Origin of the sequence: Dactylosporangium sp. CS-047395 (assembly GCF_050942185.1) — a bacterium.
Classification (GTDB): domain Bacteria; phylum Actinomycetota; class Actinomycetes; order Mycobacteriales; family Micromonosporaceae; genus Dactylosporangium.
Genome location: NZ_CP192015.1, coordinates 4,556,397 through 4,574,817, shown reverse-complemented (window position 1 = coordinate 4,574,817; position 18,421 = coordinate 4,556,397). Strand labels below are relative to the sequence as shown.

The window sequence follows — 18,421 nt, the reverse complement described above, 5'->3', positions numbered from 1 at the left end:
AACGGCCGCCGTCACCAAGGTCAACCTGCCGTGACTGGGGGGCGCCATCGGCCCGCCGCCGGGAACCCGCTGCCTCGCGCAGATCGAGGAACAGCACACCGCCCGGGCACGAGGCTGCCGGCCAGCGACCGTACCGCGGACGACCGGTCCGCGTCGGTGATCATGTCGTTGAGCACACCCCGGCAGGTCACCGCGTCATAGCGCGGCCAGGCCGGCATGGTGCACAGGTCGGCCGCCATCGCCCGCGACTGCGGGCACCGGGCAGCGGCCTGCGACAGCAACTCGGCCGACGCGTCCAGCACATCCACGCGATGACCCTTCGCGATGAGACCCGCGGCATGCCGGCCCGTGCCGCACCCCGCATCCAGGACGAACGCGGTCGAGCGCCCGGCCCCGGCGAGCACGTCATGCACCGCGTCGACCCACGGTTGCACAGAATCGGTGATCAGCAGGTCGTACGCGTCGGCGTGCAGGGCGTAGAAGGGCCGTTCCGAGCTTGTCCGTGCCGAGGCCGAGACCACCGTGCCACGATACCGCGGCACGGCCAGCTCCCTGCGTTACCACGTCGGACGAGATTCGGTGCTCGAACCTGGCGCAATCAGATCGCTGCCGAACGCAGCGGCGAGCCGGGTCGACCGGTTCACGCTCGCACCGACGAGGGGCCCGCACGCCTGGCCGGCGTCTGGCAGCCTTGACTGTGTATGGATCGGGTCACCTCCGTGGATGGCGCGATGATCGAGTTCACCAGTGTCGGCAGCGGGCCAGGATTGGTCGTTCTGCCCGGCAACAACCGTCAGGCCCGCCACTATGCGCGGCTCGCCGCGGCGCTGGCCTGGCGCGGCGGCTGCCGTGCTGCGGAAGGCGGTGCCCTCGGCGAGGGTGCACCTGCCGCTGCGCCTCGTCCCGGTCTACCGGCCGTGAGTGGTGACACGCGCAGCGACGGTTGCGGATTTCGGATGATGCACGACTCGTATCCAGGCGCATCCGGCGGGCGCCACTCGGGCGAAGCGTTCCGGGTTTCCGCTGGCGGACAGGCCCCCTAACCTGCCCGCCAGCTCTCTCGTGTCGAACCCATCTCCTGACGGGTCCGCAGCCCCGACGTCGACCGGACGCCGCCGGCCCAGGAGTGACTGGTGACGGCGGTTGAGCCTGGCTTGGGCCGCCCGCCTCAGCCACGACTCGTTGCCAGCGGACAGGGCATGCACCCGGGCATCGGAGAGTCGGTTGATGATGGTGTCTGGCGACATGCATACAAAGAAGAAGATCGCATCGGCGATGAGGCTAGCGGCGACCTCCGGTGCCAGAGGGTAGATGGCTCACGGCGGCCGCGTGAGCCACCGGGCGACTGAATCGAGGCTGGCCATGGTCAAGGTGCGCTAGGGCGCCCCGGCCTACCGCGAGTCGACCCTGGACGTGCCCTCGCTGGCCGCGGTGACGGGCGCCCTCGACGCGATCCTGACCCGGCAGGAGCCCCACCCGGCGGTCGTGCTGGACTGGTCGTGGGACATCCGCCGCACGAACGCGGCCGCCCCGCAGTTCTTCGCCCTCCTGTTCGACGGCCGCCCCGGTCCCGCGGGCCCGCACAACGTCCTGCGCATGATGTGTGGACGGTGGAGCGGTGGCTGCGGTACTGGCTGTCCAGCCGCACCAGCATCCGCCCGACGACCAAACTGCACTACACCCGCGATATCAAGCGAGTCCTCATCCCACACCTCGACAGGCTGTGCCTGGCCGATCTCGACACCCGACGACTCCGCGCCGTCTTCACCGAGATCGAGCAGACCACCAACACCAAAGGCCAGCCGCAGTCCGCCTCCGCGATGCAGCACCTTCGCACGATCTTGCGCGCCGCGCTCAACCTCGCCGTCCGCGAAGGCGTCGTCGCCGCCAACCCGGCCCGACACACCGAGGTCTCGTCCTACCGCAAACCCCACGCAAAGGTCTGGACCGACGGCAGCGTCGAGGAATGGGAACGCACCGGCGAACGACCCTCCGTCGCGGTCTGGACCGCCGACCAACTCGCCACCTTCCTCCACGGCATCTCCAACGACGCGTTGTTCGCGCTGTGATGGCTCACCGCCCTGCGCGGCCTGCGCCGGGGTGAGGCGTGCGGGCTGCGCTGGTCGGAGCTCGACCTCGAGCACGGCGTGCTGTTCGTCGTCCGCAACCGGACCACCGCCGGCTACCAGGTGATCGAGGGCGAACCGAAGACCGCCGCCGGGCGGCGGGCGGTCGCCCTGGACCGGCGCACCGTGAAGGTGCTGCGCGAGCACCGCCGTCGGCAGGCCCAGCAGCGTGAGCGTCGACTCGCCGCCGGAAAGGTGTGGCGCGACTCCGGGTATGTGTTCGTCGGCAAGGAGGGCAACCCGATCCACCCCGGCTACGCCAGCGGCTGGTTCCGGCTCCTCGTCAAACGGGTCGGTGTTCCGCCGGTCCGGCTGCACGACCTGCGGCACGGCGCCGTCCCTAGCCCACAAAGCCGGTGCGGACCTCAAGACGCTGCAGGACCTGCTCGGGCACTCCAGCATCGTGATCACCGCCGACACCTACACCAGCGTCCTCCCGCTCGCCCAGCGCAAGTGCGCCGACGCCACCGCGAAGCTCGTCCTCGCTGCCGACCGCCGTACCCGAGAGAAGATCCGCGTCAAGAGCCGCCGGAACCGGCGCCACCAGCGAACCGCGAAAGGTGTGCCGACCCCGGCACGACCGACCAACGTCAAGAAGTCTCAGGTCACACCCCCACCGATCAGGACGGTGTCACAGAGCGTGACGACACCACTGTGGCACCCGCGTGGCACCAACCGTCCACAGCGGACAGAAACAACGAAGCGGTCGTCCCGCGCTTCCGCAGGTCAACCGCCTCTTGATGGTGCGCGCCCGAAGGGACTCGAACCCCTAACCTTCTGATGCGTAGCGCGGATCACGATCGACGAGGCGCCGGGTGCGGGCAGGCCAACGGCAGCGGTGGCGGGCGGGTGCGGGGTGCGGCCGCGCGGTACCACTGCCAGCAGAAGACCGTGATGAGCGCCAAGTCGAGCATGTCACCGCCGTAGTACATGAGCTGGGCGCCGGTCCGCGCCCGGCCGCCCGGCACACCGGCGGGTGGGTGGGCGTAGAGGTGTTTGGCGAGGATGTCATGCGCGGCCAGGAACGCCACGATCACGACGGCGCGGACCCGGCGGTTCGGGCGGTGGGGTGCCGGGTCGACACCGACGACCGCGGCGGTGAGCAGGTATCCGGCGGCGGCGATGTGGGCGTGCACCGCCAGGTGCAGCCACGGGCGGGTGCCCATCTGCTGGTACAGGCCGGTGCCGTACAGCAGCCACAGGCCGCCGACATTCAGGGCCGCCGCGGTCACCGGATGGGTGAGCACGCGGGCCGGGCGCGTGCTCAGCAGCCGGGCCACACGCCGCGCGAGGGGGACCGGGAGCGCGCGTAGCGTCAGGATGACCGGCGCGGCGGGGACCAGCAGCAGCGGGGCGGCCATGCCTAGCAGCAGATGCCCGGCCATGTGGGCGGTGAAGTCGTGCCGTCCCGCCACCGCCGGGCCGAGGATCGCCGTGGCGGCGGTGAACAGTCCGGCAAACCACACACCGATGCGCCACCCCGGCCAGTCGCCGCCACGGCGGCGGACCCGGTCCACGGCGGCGACGTAGCCGACCGCGGCGCCGAACGGCACCGCGACGGCCAGCCACACCCCCACCAACCCCGCCCCCGCACCGTCAGGGTGATGCAGATGGTCGGTCAACGCCTCTACCACCCAGGCCCGGTCAGCCGTGGCGGACGTCGACGCGACGGTCCCGAACCAGCAGGACGACACCGGCGACGATCATGACAGCGGCGAGGATGTTCCAGGTCCAGTCATAAGGGACCAGGTCCACGTGGTATCGGATCTGGTGCAACCGCATCAGTTTGTGCTGGACGGTGCCGTCGTACAGCTGGAACGCGCCGGCACCGAGGAGGACCCCGGCCCACCAGCGCAACGGCGCGAAGGTCCGCCGGCGGCGCAGATCCGCGAACAGGAACAGCGCCGCGACGGTGGCGAACCAGCCGAGAGCGTGGAAGATCCCATCGGAGATGAGCCCGACACTGGGGGTGGATCTGTCATAGAAGTGGTGCCAGTGCAGCAACTGGTGGAAGATCGTCTCGTCAATGAACGCGGCGATCCCGAAGCCGAGCAGCACCCCCGATAGGACGTTCGGACCGGCGGCAGGGTTCGCCCTCACGCGTTCGCCGGGGTACCGGCCGGATCGGCGCCTCAACAGATCTCCGTCCTGGCCAGGTGCGGACCTGCCAACCAGCGTGCCCGATCGGCGTGGACCGTCCCCAAGCCTCCCGGTGTGATGTCGCTGTCGCTACCCGAGCTACGAATAGCGAAACACACGGCCCGCACCGCCCTATACCTAATGAAGGTGGCTGCACTCGTTCCCGCGTGGCGACCGAAGCGATACGTCGGTTCCCGCCCAGATGCTGACACCGTCACCGTCTGGCTGCACCGGAGAGCCGCGGTCACTCCGACGGGCGACGGACCACCGTTCCGGCATAGCCATGCTGAGCCCAACATTGATGAAAGGTGACGGACCTGCGGTCAAGCAAGGGTGTGACCTTCAAGCGGTCCGGCTGTCGAGACGGGTGCGGTCGGCGACTTGAACAACGCTGCCCGCGACTGGGCGAGCAGGCGCACGGGTCGTGGTGCTTCCACGCCTCCGTCCGCACCTGCACGGCCGCTCCGAACGGGTCCGCCGCGGCAGCTACCCATCCCAGGCCGTCGCCCGACGGGCCCGCGACGAATGACTCGCTGCCACCGGTGAGGAACGCACCGCCCGGTCCTGGACGGTGGACCTGTGGCTGCGCGGTACTGGCTTTCCACCCGCACCCATCTGCGACCCACGAGCATGCTGCACGACACCCGCGACGTCGAACAGGTCATATTCCCGCGGCTCGGCACCCTGCGCCTCGCAGACCTCGACGGAACGCTCCTACGGGCCAGGTTCGCCGAGATCGCCACCACCAACCGGAAAGGCCAGCCACAGCTCCCGTCCGCGATGCAGCACCTACGCACCACCCTCTGCGCCGCACTCAACCACGCCGTCCGCGAAGGCATTATCGAAACAAACCCGGCCCGGCACATCGAGGTCCACGGCGACCGCCGACCGCACTCCAAGGTCTGGACCGAAGATCACGTCACCGACTGGCACACCACCGGCTAACGCCCAGCCGTGGCGGTGTGGACCTCACCGTGCGGGGGCGGCGTGCGACGGGTGCTGCAGGGCCTTGCGCGAGCTATCCGAGTATGCAGGCCGCGTCGTGGCGGTCCGTCGGGAGACCGCCGTCGGCAACCACGGCAACGGCCGTCTAGCCGTCGAGGAGGACGGCCCGGTACCGCGCTGAAGACGTTAGGACGCAGCGGGGCTCCACGGCGGCTTACGCCCGCTCCGCACCGTCCGCGTCGGCCTGGCGTTCCCAGTTCGGAGGGCCTGCCCTTCACCAGGAATATCGGCACGCCCTCGCTCAGATCGGTAGATCGAGCGTCCCAAATTGGTTGCAGCGGACAGTGCGATCCGCCTCAAGAATCCAATATGAGCAGCAGCCGACCGGGGAAGCGGTATCCGTACTGACTCGCCTCGCCCGGTTGGGCATCCGCCAGGCGAAGCGGCAAATCTGGCGTTGGCTCATGACGCCGCCGTCGATAGCGGCGCGTCCCGACAACCGTAATCGAGGCAAATGATCGCCAGTTGACAGCCAGCCTCCCAAGCGATCCGCGGACGGATCTATCGATCAGCAACGCGCCAGTTCACGGCGCAAGCCGCCTGCCAAGACCTCGAATCCCGCCCGAACCGGACGCCGCACCTTGAAGCCAAGATCCGGTGCGCGCATCGGCCGTGTCTGTTCACAGAACCTGCCGCGCGACACGGCACCAAATATGGCCATATGGCTCCCGCGGCGCCGGAACGTGGCTACGATCTCGGACCCACCCACCGTCTGGTACCAGGGGCCTGGCGCCCGGCATCCAGGGGCTGGACCCTGACGTGGCAGCCCGCGCCCGTGGTGTACCGGGGCGGCATCGGTCCTCCTAGCGAGGCCACGCCGGGCAGTGGGAGGCTGCGCCTGCGGACCAGGGTGCTGCGGGGGCAGCGTTCGATACCGTCGGTGCTGAGTTGCATACCGTCTACCACCGTTCGCCGTCGATGATGACCGGTGTCTGCATCTCGACGTGGACGACGCGCATGATCATGGCGCCCGTCCCGTGCTGGGCGTCGGTCTCACTGAGACGCAGCACTCAGCCCCGGGGCCTCGGCCGTCATCGGCTGGGATGCGCGCTCGGCAGACCGAACCGTTCTTGGAGGTGCAGCACCTCCAGCAGCCGGCGGACCTGCCGGTCGGCACCAAGCAATACCACCGAACATCCGGACCGGTGCTGCACGTCGTCGAGTACCCGCAGCCCGGCCAGGGAGAAGTGGGTCACCTGCGCCATATCCACTTCGAGCACCGCCGGAGACCCGGCTCCGGACGGGCCGAGCACAGCCTGGTCGAGGGCAGCCAGCAGGACGGATGCGGTCGACTCGTCGACGTATCCGGCGAGGATCACCTGTCGCCGGTCAGCGGTCGCCGCCCCGATGGTGACCGTCAGCGGCATGCCACGCACAGCCATACCCTGACGGTACGACCACCTCAGCTGGGCGGCAGCAGGCAGACGGACCGACACTCCCGACAACCGGTGTACCGTGCTCACCGATCCGGCGGCCCGCGAACCGGCTGGCCGGGCCGTTCGCCAGGTCGTTGGCCGGACAGTTGCGGCGAGTGGATTGGTGACCTCAGGTTGCGGTGATGGTCGCCGAACAGAGCGGCATGCGTGGTGTGTGGCGATACGTGGCTCCTGGGCTAGGTGCGTTGACCGGGCTGGGGTTGGCGTTGCTGGTGATGCAGCAGATCACCACCGGCGCCTTCCAGCAGTTGGAGGCCCAACAGGTGGCCCAGGACGCCGACCGGATCCGCATCGGCCTGGACAGCCAGGCCCAGCTGCTGCGCACGTTCGGGGCGACGAATGCCGTCTGGGACAACACATATCAGGACATCGCCGGCGCCGACCCGGCCAGGTTCGCCGAAGACTTCCCGCCCGCAACCCAGCACACGGCCAACGACCTGGACGGGGTGCTCGGCATCGGCACCGACGGAATGCTCCGGGTCGGCGGAATGACCGACGGCACCGACACCTACCGGCCGCCGGACCAAGCCTTGGCCGACCCCACCGTGGTGCGCCGGCTGTTCGACCCGGTAGCCGGCGCGGGCCACGCGAGCTGCGGCCTGGTATCCGCTGGAACCGTCTACCTGTACTGCGGGCTCGGCGCCTTCCCCAACACCGGTGAGGGCACTCCAGCCGGTGGCCTGATCCTGCTCAAACGCCTCGACCACGCCCGCCTCACCGCGTTCAGCGCCGCGATCAACCTGCCCGTCACCCTCACCGCCCGCCCCCGGCCAGGTGCCCAGCCGCAACCGGCACTGCCCAGCCTTGCCGGGCCGATCACCGTCAGCACCACCGTGCTCGGCGCTGGCCGCATCGCCGTTGACGCCGCCATCCCCACCGCCAACGGCGGCCGGATTGTCCTGGACAGCGTCCAGCCCCGCCCCATTCACGCGGCCGCGGACCGCACCGCGTTGCGGCTATTCGCGTTCGTCGCCGCCGCGTCGGCCCTGCTCATGGTGACGCTGTTGTGGTCCGTCCGGTCCACCCTGCGCCGGCGGGTCGGACCGCTGCGCCGCACCATGGAACGCATCGTCCAGTCCGGCGATCACACCCTACGCATCGACCCGGCCGGGACCGACGACATCGCGGTCCTCGGCCACTCCATCGACGCCATGCTCGACACCCTCGCCGGACGCGACGCCCAACTGCACGCCGAACGTCAACAGCGCGAACAGGAACATGCCGAAGCGCAAGCCGAACGAGCCGCCGCCGACCACGCCGCGCAACGGCACGCCCGGCAGGTCGTCGAACACACCTCCCGGACCGTGACAGCCCAGCTCGACCAGGTCGGCGCCGAGGTCACCGCGGTCGGTGCCGCTTCCGCGGACATCGACACCAAAATCCAGGCGGCGCACACCGCGGCGAACGACATGCTCACCGAAAACGCCCGCACCGGCCAACTCGTCCGCACCCTCCAAGAGAGCCTGAACAAGGTCGACGACGTCGTCCGGTTCATCGCCGTCATCGCCCGCCAGACCAACCTCCTCGCCCTCAACGCCGCCATCGAAGCCTCCCGGGCCGGCATCGCCGGCCGCGGGTTCGCCGTCGTCGCCGGCGAAGTCAAAACCCTCGCCACGACCACCGCCGAATCCACCGACGCCGCCACCAGCACCCTCGCCGAGCTGCGCCGCGACGTCGACGGCGTCGTCACGGCCATGACCCGCATCGGCCAAGCCATCACGGGCATCGACACCACTATCACCGACGCCCGCCAGGTCGCCGCCCACCAATCCAGCACCGTCGCCGGTCTCACCACTCAAGTCCGCCACGCCGCCGAACAAGTCGCCGCCCTGCACTGACCACGGCAAAAGAAACCGGGGGAAATGATGGCACCCGTAGCGACAAGGATTATCATCGATGCACTCACCCCCAGGAACACTCCAATGATCGCAGGGAGTCCGACCTGACTTAGCAGAAGGCACACGATGAGTTGCCTGTGGCGCCTAGTGCACGACAACGCCCGAAATCCTTTCGGCGCATCGTTACGAGCGCGACCAGGTTAATCATTGCCAAGGCCGCGGAGATTGCCAAACTTGCAAGGACCGTGCCGTGGCCCAAAGCGTTCAACTCACCGTTCACCAACGCCCGAACGGCGGCAAGTTAGGAGGCCGTTTGCGCGGAAACCTTAGTGGGATCAATTCCCGCGACAAGACCATTAACGACTGCGGTAACCGCGTCCACCTCCCTGGACGTCGGCCAGAACGCGGTCGTCCCCGTCGATACCGAAGGCGAAGGTGGCAGCGACCGGCATAGGCTCGGAGATGCCGCTGGACTCGATGAGGAGATAGTCAAACTGGCCTTGCCGGGCAAGGTCGGCCACCTCGCCGAGTAGGTCGTCGCGCAGGTTACAGCAGATGCACCCATTGGTCATCTCAACCAGCCGTTCCTCGATACGGGACAGTCCGCCACCGTCGCGGATCAGCGCGGCATCGATGTTGACCTCGCTCATGTCGTTGACGATGACCGCGACCCGCAGGCCGTCGCGGTTGGCGAGCATATGTTTGAGCACCGTGGTTTTTCCGGCGCCGAGAAACCCGGACAGCATGGTGACCGGCAGCATGACTGTCGTAGCAGTCACGGACGGCCGCTGGCTCGAGCATACTTGCTACGGAACTTCTCAATCCGGCCGGCGGTGTCGAGAACCCGGCTGCGGCCGGTATAGACCGGGTGGCTGGCCGAGGAGATCTCGACAGCGCCACCGGGTAAGTGTTGCCGTCCTCCCCCTCGACCGTCTTGTCGCTGGTGGCCGTGGATCGGGTGAGGAACTGGAACCCGGCGCTGCGGTCACGGAAGACGACCCCGCTGACCGTGACGAACCACCCGTGACGACCATCCGCGGATAGTTCGGCACCGCACAGACACCGAGGTGGCCTCCGAGAGGTGCCGGTCCTCGGGCTGTCCGGCAACGGACCGGGGCTGAACACATTGCCACATCTGCATTTCCGGCGGCCGCATCGCGTCCGAGTCAATCACTAACCATCATGAGTTTCAATCTCTATTCAGCTGGTAGGCCCGGTCGTACCCTCCTCTCAGCAATCAATGTCCGTCGAGCGCCACGAACCGCCGGCGGACCGTCCCATGCCGTAGGGAGGAGCAGGGACATGACATTCCCTTATCAGGACCGTCGATGGTATGCCGGCGGCGTCGCCGCCGTGACCGTCGTCGTGGCCGGCGTCTTCGGAATGAGTACGACCGCGGCCGCCGCGCCGCAGGAGGGTGCGATCCGCCCCGCCGGAGGCGCCACGGTCGCCGGCAGCTACGTCGTCGTGCTGAAGAACACCACGGCACTACAGCGTGACGGTGTCGACGCCACCGCACAGCACCTCGGACGCGAGTTCGGCGGCACGGTCGGGCATACCTACCGCAACGCGTTGCACGGGTTCGAGGTGTCCCTGAGCGAGGCTGCGGCGCACCGGCTGGCCGCCAGCCCTGCTGTCGACTACGTGCAGCAGAACGGCGTCTACCGCATCTCCGGTACCGAGTCGCCGACCCCGTCCTGGGGCCTGGACCGTATCGACCAGCGCAACCTGCCGGCCAACAACAGCTACACGTACCCGACCGTGGCCAGCGGCGTGCGGGCGTACATCATCGACACCGGCATCCGGTTCGCGCACAACGACTTCGGCGGCCGCGCCGTGTCCGGGTACGACGCCATCGACGGCGGCAGCGCCGACGACGCCAACGGCCACGGCACCCACGTCTCGGGCACGGTCGGCGGCACCAGCTACGGCGTCGCCAAGGGCGTGACGCTCGTCGGAGTGCGGGTCCTGGACGCCTCCGGCAGCGGCACCACGGCGCAGGTTGTCGCCGGCATCGACTGGGTCACCGGCGACCATGACCCTGGCGAGCCGGCGGTGGCCAACATGAGCCTCGGCGGCGGCGTCGACACCAGCATCGACACCGCCGTCAACAACTCGATCGCCGACGGTGTGACCTACGCCGTGGCGGCCGGCAACGACAACGGCGCCAACGCCTGCAACGGCTCGCCGTCGCGGGTCCCGAACGCGATCACGGTCGGCTCGACCACGAGCACCGACGCCCGGTCGTCGTTCTCCAACATCGGCACCTGCCTCGACATCTTCGCGCCAGGCTCGTCGATCACCTCGGCGTGGTACACCAGCAACACGGCGACGAACACGATCAGCGGCACGTCCATGGCCACACCGCACGTGACCGGCGCCGCGGCCCTGGTCCTGGCCCAGAACCCGACCTACATGCCGCAGCAGGTCCGTGACTCGCTCGTCAACAGCGCGACGACCGGCGTGATCACCGGCGTCGGCACCGGCTCACCGAACCGCCTACTCTATGTCGGCGGCGGCACCGCGGCCAACGACTTCTCGATCGCCGCCTCGCCGGCATCCGTGTCGACCGTACCCGGCGGGTCGGTCAGCGCCACGGTCAGCACGACCACCACGTCGGGCAGCGCGCAGAGCGTGTCGCTGTCGGCCAGCGGCCTGCCGGCCGGGGCCAGCGCGTCGTTCAGCCCCGCGTCGGTCACCTCGGGCGGCTCCTCGACGCTGTCGATCAGCACCTCCGCGTCGACCGCGCCCGGCACCTACTCGGTCACGATCACTGGTACCGGGACCGGCGCCACCCACACGGCCAGCTTCTCGCTCACCGTGGCTGGCTCCGGCGGCGGCTGTTCCGGTGCGGGCCAGAAGCTGGCCAACCCCGGCTTCGAGTCCGGCACCGCCTCCTGGACCGCCAGCACCGGTGTCATCGGCCAGTACAGCAGCAACGGCCAGCCGACCCGGACCGGCACCTGGAACGCCTGGCTGAACGGTTACGGCAGCACCCACAGCGACACCCTCAGCCAGACCGTGACGCTGCCAAGCGGCTGCTCGGCCTACACCCTGGCCTTCTGGCTGCACATCGACACCAGCGAGACCAGTACCTCCACCGCCTACGACAAGCTCACCGTGCAGGTCGTCGGCGCCTCCACCACCACCCTGGCGACCTACAGCAACCTGACCACGGCCACCGGCTACGTCCAGAGGACGTTCAACCTCGCCGCGTTCGCCGGCCAGACCGTCACCATCCGGTTCACCGGCACCGAGGACAGCTCCCTGCAGACCTCGTTCGTTCTCGACGACACCGGCCTCACCGTGTCCTGATCCACTGCCCGCTCGACATCGCTCCAGGCCCGGTCCCGGCTACGCCGGGACCGGGCCGTCCTGTCCGCCATGGGCGGTCCTGGACCGATCGCGGCAACGGCGAGGAGCGGGGTTGGTAGATTCCGGCGACGCGGCTCGCGCACGTGCTTCCGGCCGGTTCGCTCGCCGCGGCGGTCCTGGCCACCGGCTGGCTGCTCACCGCGCCGGCACCGCCGGTGCCGGTCGCCGCGTCCGGCCCGCCGTCGCCGGCCGCCCCTGGAGACGCTCGCCCAACGCTGGCCCACAGCCGTGGTTGCCGACGCCCAGGCGTCCTGGCCGACGGAGTGGCGTTCCAGCCGCTGCTCTATGGCGACGCGACGACGGCGGTCGGGACGGCGCCGACGCCGGCGGGGGACGCGGTGCGGCTGCTCCTGCCCGACCGCTGTGGTGTGCGGCACCTGCAGCGGGTGGCGCAGGACCGGCAGCCACAGTTCCTCGGCTTCGCCGTTGCCGATGGGGTGCTGTTCTGGACGGAGCTCAGGGTCAGTACGGGTATCGGGCAGGCATCGACCGAGATCTGGCGGGTGCCGCTGTCCGGGTCTGCGTTGGCGTCGCTGCTGACCAAGGACGCAGGCGCGGCGGTGTTCTTCGAGTCGCAGTACGACCTTGTCGTCGCCGACGGGCGGGTGCACTGGGTCGCCGCCGCGCCGGGCGACGCCCTGGTCACCGAGGTCCGGTCGGTGCCGGTGGTCGGCGGGCCGGTGCGGGTTGACCGGGTGACGGGGGCGTTCGCGTTGTCGGCGTGGCCATGGTTGCACAGCGCGCCCGGGGTCGGCAGCGGACCGATGCGGCTGCGGCGCCTGGACACCGGGGCGGAGACCGTCGTGGCGGCGCCGCCATTGGAGAGGGTGGTGTGGTGCCGGTCGATCGTGTCCGGCGCGGGCGCGGCGACCCGGTATGACCTGGTGCGGCCGGATGGCTCCGACAGGAGGCGGATCGGCGGTGGGACGCCGTCGGCGGTGCTGTACGACGTGGCGCTGCTGGACCGGTTCGAGCCGGTCAGCGACGCGGCCGGGGCGTCGGCAACGACGCTGGGGCTGCGTCTGCTGCTGTCCGACCTCACCGACGGGCGGTTGGTGCTGGTGACGGAGACGACCGGGCAGGTGCTGGGCCGCGACGGGGTGCTGTGGTGGTCGACCGGGGACCAGGAGGCACTTGTCTGGCACAGTCTCGACCTGCGAACACTGCCCCGCTGAGAGGTCCGGCTGTCTCTACTGCAGGGTAGCGAGGTCGAGCAGGTGCCAGGTCATGGTCTCGTTGTCACCGGTGGCCCACCACAGCCAGGTCCCGGACAGGCCCTCGGCGGTGGACACGGCGAGGCCGACGCGCCGGGCGTTGGTCAGGTCGTAGAGGGTGAGTCGTTCGCTGGCGGTGGCGGCCTGGGTGGAGATCGGGGCGGTGAAGAACTCGAAGCGGTCCACGATCGCGACGTCGGTGAAGAGCGGGACCTCCCCGTCGGTGTTGATCCGGGCGGTCTGTGCGGTGCCGTCGGTCCGGCCCAGCGTGACGACCGTGCCCTGCGTGGTCCGCACGACGTGACGGCACCAGACGGCGCCGCAGTCCAGGTCCTGCCCGATCGGTTGGTCGAGAGTGCGCTGCGCGCCGGTCACGAGATTGCGCTGGATGACGGGTCGGCCTCCGGTGCCGTCGTCGACCGCCCAGGGCCAGTGGGTCAGGTGATAGGTGCCGTCGACGGGACGGACATCGACGGTGCCGCCGCCGGCCGGGACGGAGCGCAGGTCGGTGGTCGGCACGGTGGAGCCGCGGGTCGCCGTCCACCAGATCCGCCCGTCGGCGGCCTGCAGGTCGTAGCTGCTGCCGCGGAATGTGGCATCGCCGGTGTCCGAAGTGAGCACGGTGGTGTGCCCGGCCGCGTCGGCGCGGTGCAAAGTGTCGCGGGTGCGGTTCTGGTCATCGGCGACGCTGGACATCCAGTAGACGTGCCCGCCGTCGACGGTGACGGCGTCGAACGAGCCGCCGCCAGCGATCGGAATCGTGTCCAGGCGGAGCGGATGGGCCGGGTCGGCGGGGTCGAGCAGTGCGAGGGAGGCGGTGTCCGGGTCGGCGTCGGCGATCTGGACGACGATGTGGTGCGGGTCGAGGACGGCGGCCGGGGTGTAGGTGGTGCCGTCGGGCAGGGTCGCCGCCGCGTCCACGGTGCGCGCTTGCGGCCAGATGCCGGCCAGGGTGTCCGCCTGGTCCGGCGGTCCGGGAGTGCCGCTGCCCGGGGTGGGCAGGGCCAGCAGCGCGGTGGTCGCGGCGACGGCGGCCGCCGCGGCGAGCGGTGTCCGCCAGCGTCGGATCACCTCGGCGGTCACGACTCGTAGGGCTCTTTCGGGGCCGGGATCGGCTGCGCGGTGGTGACGGTGACGTAGGGGATGGGGGCGCCATCGACCGGGTCTGGGTCGGTCTTGGCAGTGTAGGTGCCGGTGATCTCGAGCCACGTGTCGGCGGCCAGGCCGGGCGGGACGGCGCCGGTGAGCCCGACCTTGACCGGGCGTGCGTCGGCCGCGCAGCAGGTGATGATCATCCGGGTGAGGTAGCGCCGGTCGCCGTCGGTGACGATGAACCCGGACATGGTCACGGTCCGGCCGGTCAGGCTGCGGCCCTGGTCGAACACGGCCCGGGAGGCGTATTCCAGCAGCGAGACCCGGGCCGGGTCGCCGGCCGGCAGCGGCGGGAAGTCGGAGCCGCCCGAGGCATTCAGGGCGGTGCCGCCGTGGGATGCGGCGTAGGAGCCGAGAGCGGGTGGCGCGACGAGCAGCAGGGCGAGGACCGGGGCGACGACGAGCCAGGACGGCTCGAACCGGCTGTGGCCGTGCCCGTGCCCGTCGTCCGGTTCGTGGTCATGGTGCTCGTCGGTCGGCGGGCGGGTGGTGGCCAGGAACAGGCGGGCGAGGTTGACGAGGGCGACCAGGACCAGGACGGCCCCGGCAGCGACCAGGTACCAGTGCAGACCGGGCTTCACGTAGCGCACGTACGTGCCCGTGGTCGCGGTGCGGATGAGCGCACCGCCGGCCAGCAGCAGCACGACAGACTGCACTCCGGCCCGGCCGTTCACAGCAGCACCACCCCGGTGAGCACGGCGATGCTCACGCCGACGACGAACGTCGCCGGCGCGAAGCGCACGGCGAACCGGCGCCCGAACGTGCCGGCCTGCATCGCGAACAGCTTCAGGTCGACCATCGGCCCGACGACCAGGAACGCGAGCCGGGCGGTGAGCGAGAACTGCGACAGCGACGCGGCGACGAACGCGTCAGCCTCGGAACAGATGGACAGCAGTACCGCCAGTCCCGCCAGGGCGGCAACGGCGAGCACCGGGTGCTCGGCGAGAGCGTGCAGCGAGCGCTGCGGGACCAGCACGTTGAGACAGGCGGCGGTCGCGGCGCCGATGACCAGGAACCCGGCGGCCTCGGCAGCATCCTGCCGCACTGCCGCGAAGTACGCCATCGTCCGGCTGCCAGTCACCGCAGGCCGCCGCGGCATGCGCAACCAGTCGGTTCGGCCCAGCCGCAGCCACAGCCAACCCATCGCCAGGCTGGTCGCCAGGCTCGCGACGAGCCGGGCCACGACCATCATCGGCCGGCCGGGGAACGCGACCGCGGTCGCCGCGAGGACGACCGGGTTGATCGCGGGCGCGGCCAGCAGGAACGCCAAGGCCGCGGCGGGTGTGACGCCGCGCCGCATCAGCGCACCGGCGACCGGCACCGACGCACACTCGCAGCCGGGCAGGGCAAGGCCCGCGACGCCGGCCACCGGCACGGCGAGCGCCGGCCGCGACGGCAGGGCCCGGGCGAAGAACTGCTCCGGCACCAGGGTGGCGATGGCCGCGGACAGCAGCGTGCCGAGGACGACGAACGGCACGGCCTGCACCACGATCGCCACGAAGACGGTCACCCATTCCTGGGCGCGGGGCGAGGTGAACGCGCCGCCGATCCAGCCGCGGGCCACGATCGCCGCGACCAGCAGCAGCGCCAGCAGTTCCAGGGCCCAGGAACGACGGTTGCGGCGGCTGCCGGTGGCGGACTCCGCCGGAGTGCCGATCCGGGCGGCCGACGGTTGGGTGTCGTGCATCCCGCACAGGGTACGCCGACGCCCGTGGTCGAGTCATACCGTTGCGGTGACCGTACCTGGTCGGATGCCCACCGTGACATACCGTGGTGTCGATCATCGTGACAGCATCCGGTTATGGTCAGGACACAGCCGCTCCGGCGCAACGCCGGAGCGCGCCGACGTTGGGCGCTGGATTGAGCGAAACGACCAGTCGCGTTGATCGGTCCGCGGAATCAGATTAACGAGCGGAGCGTGTGGCGGCACCGTGCGGACGCGCACCGGTCACCGGCGGTCTGCTCGGCACCTCTGGATAACTGGAACCCCTGCCCGCCAGCACGTGCGGTGGCCCGTGAGCGTCGGTGTGCACCGACGCTCGCACGGACTGATCACCATGACCCGGGAGGCCCGGGACCCGGCGGCCGAGCGGCTGTCGGCAACGCTGCGACCAGCGCCAGGACTCCAGCAGCGACAACGCCGAGATCCGAACCTGCGATCAGCGCGAGCACCTGCACCACGACACACGCGAGACGCAGCGTCGACGTCAGTGCGGACCGGTACTCGATGGGCGCCACCGGCACACCACGGCGCAGCCCGGCGACGAACCGGGAATCGCTGCGCTCCCACGTGTCGTGCAGGGCCATCAGATACGGATGCACGAGCCACCTCGTCCTGGCAGTCAAGCGCCGCCGCCCCGGTGCGGGGCCAGGCAGCGCGGTCAGCCAATCACAAATCATAATCATGTTCAATAGTGCCGACGGCAACCGCATCGGCGCGGTTCGAAGTCTCTAGTATGGCCGGATCTATATATAAAAGATCGACACCTTGACGTCTTATTGAACATGAATATCATCTGCATTAGCGCTATCTGGGGCGCTGTCGACGGATGGAGTGTGTATGCGTAACCGAGCAGGCTTGCGGGCGGTTGTGGCGACCGCATCGGCGGTGGCCGCGGTCGCGGTGGCGACGCCGGCGCACGCGTCGCCGGTGACGGTGATCTCGCAGGGTCACGTCGACGCGGTCGATGTGGGCTTCGAGAACGGTCATCTGGAGATCGTGATCCACGACGAGCGGACCGAGCCGGGCGTGGAGCTCGACCCGGCGAAGGTGTTGCTGGTGGCGAAGAAGCAGTCCAAGACGCAGGTGCCGAACGACCCGGCGTTCAGCTTCCTGGGCACGCCTGGCGCGTCGGTTTACCTGCTGCCGGAGACCCAGGACCCGACCCTGCTGTGGCCGGGCCTGTCCACCGAGGACATCGAGCCGGGTGTCTTCCGCAACGACGCGGTGACGATCCGCTTCAAGCAGGTCATCGGCCCGGACGGGGTCAGCCTGTTCACGTTCAACCCGGACGGCTCGCCGAACAAGCTCGTCGACAGCGAGGACGGTCTGCCCGACAACGTCGTGCTGCAGGCCGGCGCCCACGTCCACGAAAACTGGGCGTTCGAGAAGTCGGGCGAGTACAAGATCAAGGTCGACGCCACCGCGAAGCTCGCCTCGACCGGCGCGACGGTAACCGCCCCGGCGGTGTGGATCACGTTCTGCGTCCAGAAGTAGCAGCCGAAACCGCCATCGACGACCGGCTCCACGGCTGGACGTCGTGACCTCAAAGGATCGCTGATGAAGCTCGTACCCCGCATGCTGGCCGTGCTCACCGCGGCGACCGTCGGTACCGTGGCAGCGGTGACGCTCGCCGCCGGCCCGGCGTCCGCGGCGACGATCACCACCGGCCACATCGACGCCCTGGACGTCGACTACGAAGCCGGCGCCCTGTCGCTCAACATCAAGACCCACGCTCCGATTAGCCCGGTCACCGACGACCTGTCCCCGACCGGCACCGTCCTGCGGGTGCTGCCCGCCTGGACCAGCACCGTGCCGTCCGGCTCGGCCTGGACGTGTCTGGGCCCGGCCGGGTCGACGTTCTACGTCGCGCCGCAGGCCTACGACGCCAACAAGCTCTACGCCGGCTGGGACACCAACGACGTCCCCGCCGCGCAGGGCCCGATCAAGATCGAACTGGTCAGCGCCGTGTCGAACCCGCCGGGCGGCCGGTTCACGCTCTACACCACCGCGACCAGCGGCCTGAGCGTCGTCCCGACGTTCCGGCTCAACAGCAACACCGCCGCCGGCTGCAACCTGCCGATGTGGCCCGGCGGCATCGGCGCCGCCGTGCACGGCCACGGCAACTGGGCGTTCTCCCAAGCCGGCACCTACACGCTGACGTTCAAGGCCACCGCCCAGAACGGCGCCGGCGCCACCTCCGGCAACGTCGCCTACACCTTCCAGGTCGGCTAGCAGCCGCCACCGATCTCACCGCGCGCCCGGCACAGCTGCAGGTGACGAGCCGGGTGCGTTGCAGCAGGACTGCGTCCCCCTCCACACCTTCATGACGCGGTCCCTGCCGTCGGCGGCGGGTCTCTGCCGGCCGGCCGCCGACGGGCTTCACATCTGCTGCCACTGGTACTGCGAACACCGC

Annotated in this window: 17 protein-coding genes and 3 pseudogenes; 10 read left to right on the top strand and 10 right to left on the bottom strand. The window is 69.8% G+C overall.

Going from position 1 to position 18,421, the window contains the following annotated elements; all coding sequences use genetic code 11:
* Positions 1-20 precede the first annotated feature (20 nt).
* On the bottom strand, positions 21-542 hold the full coding sequence (locus ACQP00_RS21445; protein ID WP_433221719.1) for a class I SAM-dependent methyltransferase: 522 nt from the start codon (positions 540-542) through the stop codon (positions 21-23).
* Between the two features lie 189 nt (positions 543-731).
* Here ACQP00_RS21445 and ACQP00_RS21440 point away from each other — a divergent pair, with 189 nt between their 5' ends.
* From ACQP00_RS21440 to ACQP00_RS21425, 4 genes and pseudogenes are all read left to right on the top strand, one after another.
* Positions 732-1,043 (top strand): hypothetical protein, encoded by a 312-nt coding sequence (locus ACQP00_RS21440; RefSeq protein WP_433221717.1) that lies wholly within the window; start codon positions 732-734, stop codon positions 1,041-1,043.
* Between the two features lie 370 nt (positions 1,044-1,413).
* A pseudogene (locus ACQP00_RS21435) lies at positions 1,414-1,545 on the top strand (transcriptional regulator); the annotation flags it as partial.
* Between the two features lie 65 nt (positions 1,546-1,610).
* Positions 1,611-2,069, top strand: coding sequence for a hypothetical protein (locus ACQP00_RS21430; RefSeq protein ID WP_433221715.1), 459 nt, complete (start codon positions 1,611-1,613; stop codon positions 2,067-2,069).
* Between the two features lie 78 nt (positions 2,070-2,147).
* Positions 2,148-2,867: a hypothetical protein gene (locus tag ACQP00_RS21425; protein ID WP_433221713.1), complete on the top strand. Its 720-nt coding sequence runs from the start codon at positions 2,148-2,150 to the stop codon at positions 2,865-2,867.
* A gap of 53 nt (positions 2,868-2,920) precedes the next feature.
* Here ACQP00_RS21425 and ACQP00_RS21420 read toward each other — a convergent pair whose 3' ends face one another.
* Positions 2,921-3,703 (bottom strand): cytochrome c oxidase assembly protein, encoded by a 783-nt coding sequence (locus ACQP00_RS21420; protein ID WP_433221712.1) that lies wholly within the window; start codon positions 3,701-3,703, stop codon positions 2,921-2,923.
* 67 nt (positions 3,704-3,770) lie between these two features.
* Positions 3,771-4,226, bottom strand: coding sequence for a DUF2243 domain-containing protein (locus tag ACQP00_RS21415; protein ID WP_433221710.1), 456 nt, complete (start codon positions 4,224-4,226; stop codon positions 3,771-3,773).
* A gap of 618 nt (positions 4,227-4,844) precedes the next feature.
* Between ACQP00_RS21415 and ACQP00_RS21410 the strand changes: the two genes are divergently transcribed.
* Positions 4,845-5,210, top strand: coding sequence for a hypothetical protein (locus ACQP00_RS21410; RefSeq protein ID WP_433221708.1), 366 nt, complete (start codon positions 4,845-4,847; stop codon positions 5,208-5,210).
* Positions 5,211-6,301: 1,091 nt separating this feature from the next.
* On the opposite strand, the gene ACQP00_RS21405 is transcribed toward ACQP00_RS21410, so the two are convergent.
* Positions 6,302-6,637, bottom strand: coding sequence for an STAS domain-containing protein (locus ACQP00_RS21405; RefSeq protein WP_433221706.1), 336 nt, complete (start codon positions 6,635-6,637; stop codon positions 6,302-6,304).
* A gap of 254 nt (positions 6,638-6,891) precedes the next feature.
* On the opposite strand from ACQP00_RS21405, the gene ACQP00_RS21400 reads away from it, so the two are divergent.
* Positions 6,892-8,544, top strand: coding sequence for a methyl-accepting chemotaxis protein (locus tag ACQP00_RS21400; protein ID WP_433221704.1), 1,653 nt, complete (start codon positions 6,892-6,894; stop codon positions 8,542-8,544).
* A 416-nt stretch (positions 8,545-8,960) separates the two neighbouring features.
* Here ACQP00_RS21400 and ACQP00_RS21395 read toward each other — a convergent pair.
* Positions 8,961-9,305, bottom strand: a pseudogene (locus tag ACQP00_RS21395) (GTP-binding protein); the annotation flags it as partial.
* Between the two features lie 14 nt (positions 9,306-9,319).
* Positions 9,320-9,603: pseudogene (locus tag ACQP00_RS21390) on the bottom strand (type B 50S ribosomal protein L31).
* 243 nt (positions 9,604-9,846) lie between these two features.
* Here ACQP00_RS21390 and ACQP00_RS21385 point away from each other — a divergent pair.
* The gene (locus tag ACQP00_RS21385) at positions 9,847-11,859 is read left to right on the top strand and encodes a S8 family serine peptidase (protein WP_433221702.1); all 2,013 of its coding nucleotides are present in this window, start codon (positions 9,847-9,849) and stop codon (positions 11,857-11,859) included.
* Between the two features lie 143 nt (positions 11,860-12,002).
* Positions 12,003-13,094, top strand: coding sequence for a hypothetical protein (locus ACQP00_RS21380; RefSeq protein WP_433221700.1), 1,092 nt, complete (start codon positions 12,003-12,005; stop codon positions 13,092-13,094).
* Between the two features lie 15 nt (positions 13,095-13,109).
* Here ACQP00_RS21380 and ACQP00_RS21375 read toward each other — a convergent pair whose 3' ends face one another.
* The 4 genes from ACQP00_RS21375 to ACQP00_RS21360 form a co-directional block, all read right to left on the bottom strand.
* Positions 13,110-14,216, bottom strand: coding sequence for a hypothetical protein (locus ACQP00_RS21375; protein WP_433221698.1), 1,107 nt, complete (start codon positions 14,214-14,216; stop codon positions 13,110-13,112).
* Positions 14,213-14,959, bottom strand: a complete 747-nt coding sequence (locus ACQP00_RS21370; protein ID WP_433221696.1) for a TIGR03943 family putative permease subunit — start codon at positions 14,957-14,959, stop codon at positions 14,213-14,215. Before ACQP00_RS21370 ends, ACQP00_RS21375 begins: the two co-directional genes overlap by 4 nt.
* The gene (locus ACQP00_RS21365; protein ID WP_433221694.1) at positions 14,956-15,972 is read right to left on the bottom strand and encodes a permease; all 1,017 of its coding nucleotides are present in this window, start codon (positions 15,970-15,972) and stop codon (positions 14,956-14,958) included. Before ACQP00_RS21365 ends, ACQP00_RS21370 begins: the two co-directional genes overlap by 4 nt.
* Before the next feature lie 365 nt (positions 15,973-16,337).
* Complete coding sequence (locus ACQP00_RS21360; RefSeq protein WP_433221692.1) at positions 16,338-16,607, bottom strand: hypothetical protein; 270 nt, start codon at positions 16,605-16,607, stop codon at positions 16,338-16,340.
* Between the two features lie 238 nt (positions 16,608-16,845).
* On the opposite strand from ACQP00_RS21360, the gene ACQP00_RS21355 reads away from it, so the two are divergent.
* Together ACQP00_RS21355 and ACQP00_RS21350 are read left to right on the top strand one after the other, a co-directional pair.
* The gene (locus ACQP00_RS21355; protein WP_433221690.1) at positions 16,846-17,502 is read left to right on the top strand and encodes a choice-of-anchor M domain-containing protein; all 657 of its coding nucleotides are present in this window, start codon (positions 16,846-16,848) and stop codon (positions 17,500-17,502) included.
* Between the two features lie 63 nt (positions 17,503-17,565).
* On the top strand, positions 17,566-18,240 hold the full coding sequence (locus ACQP00_RS21350; RefSeq protein WP_433221688.1) for a choice-of-anchor M domain-containing protein: 675 nt from the start codon (positions 17,566-17,568) through the stop codon (positions 18,238-18,240).
* Positions 18,241-18,421: the final 181 nt, after the last annotated feature.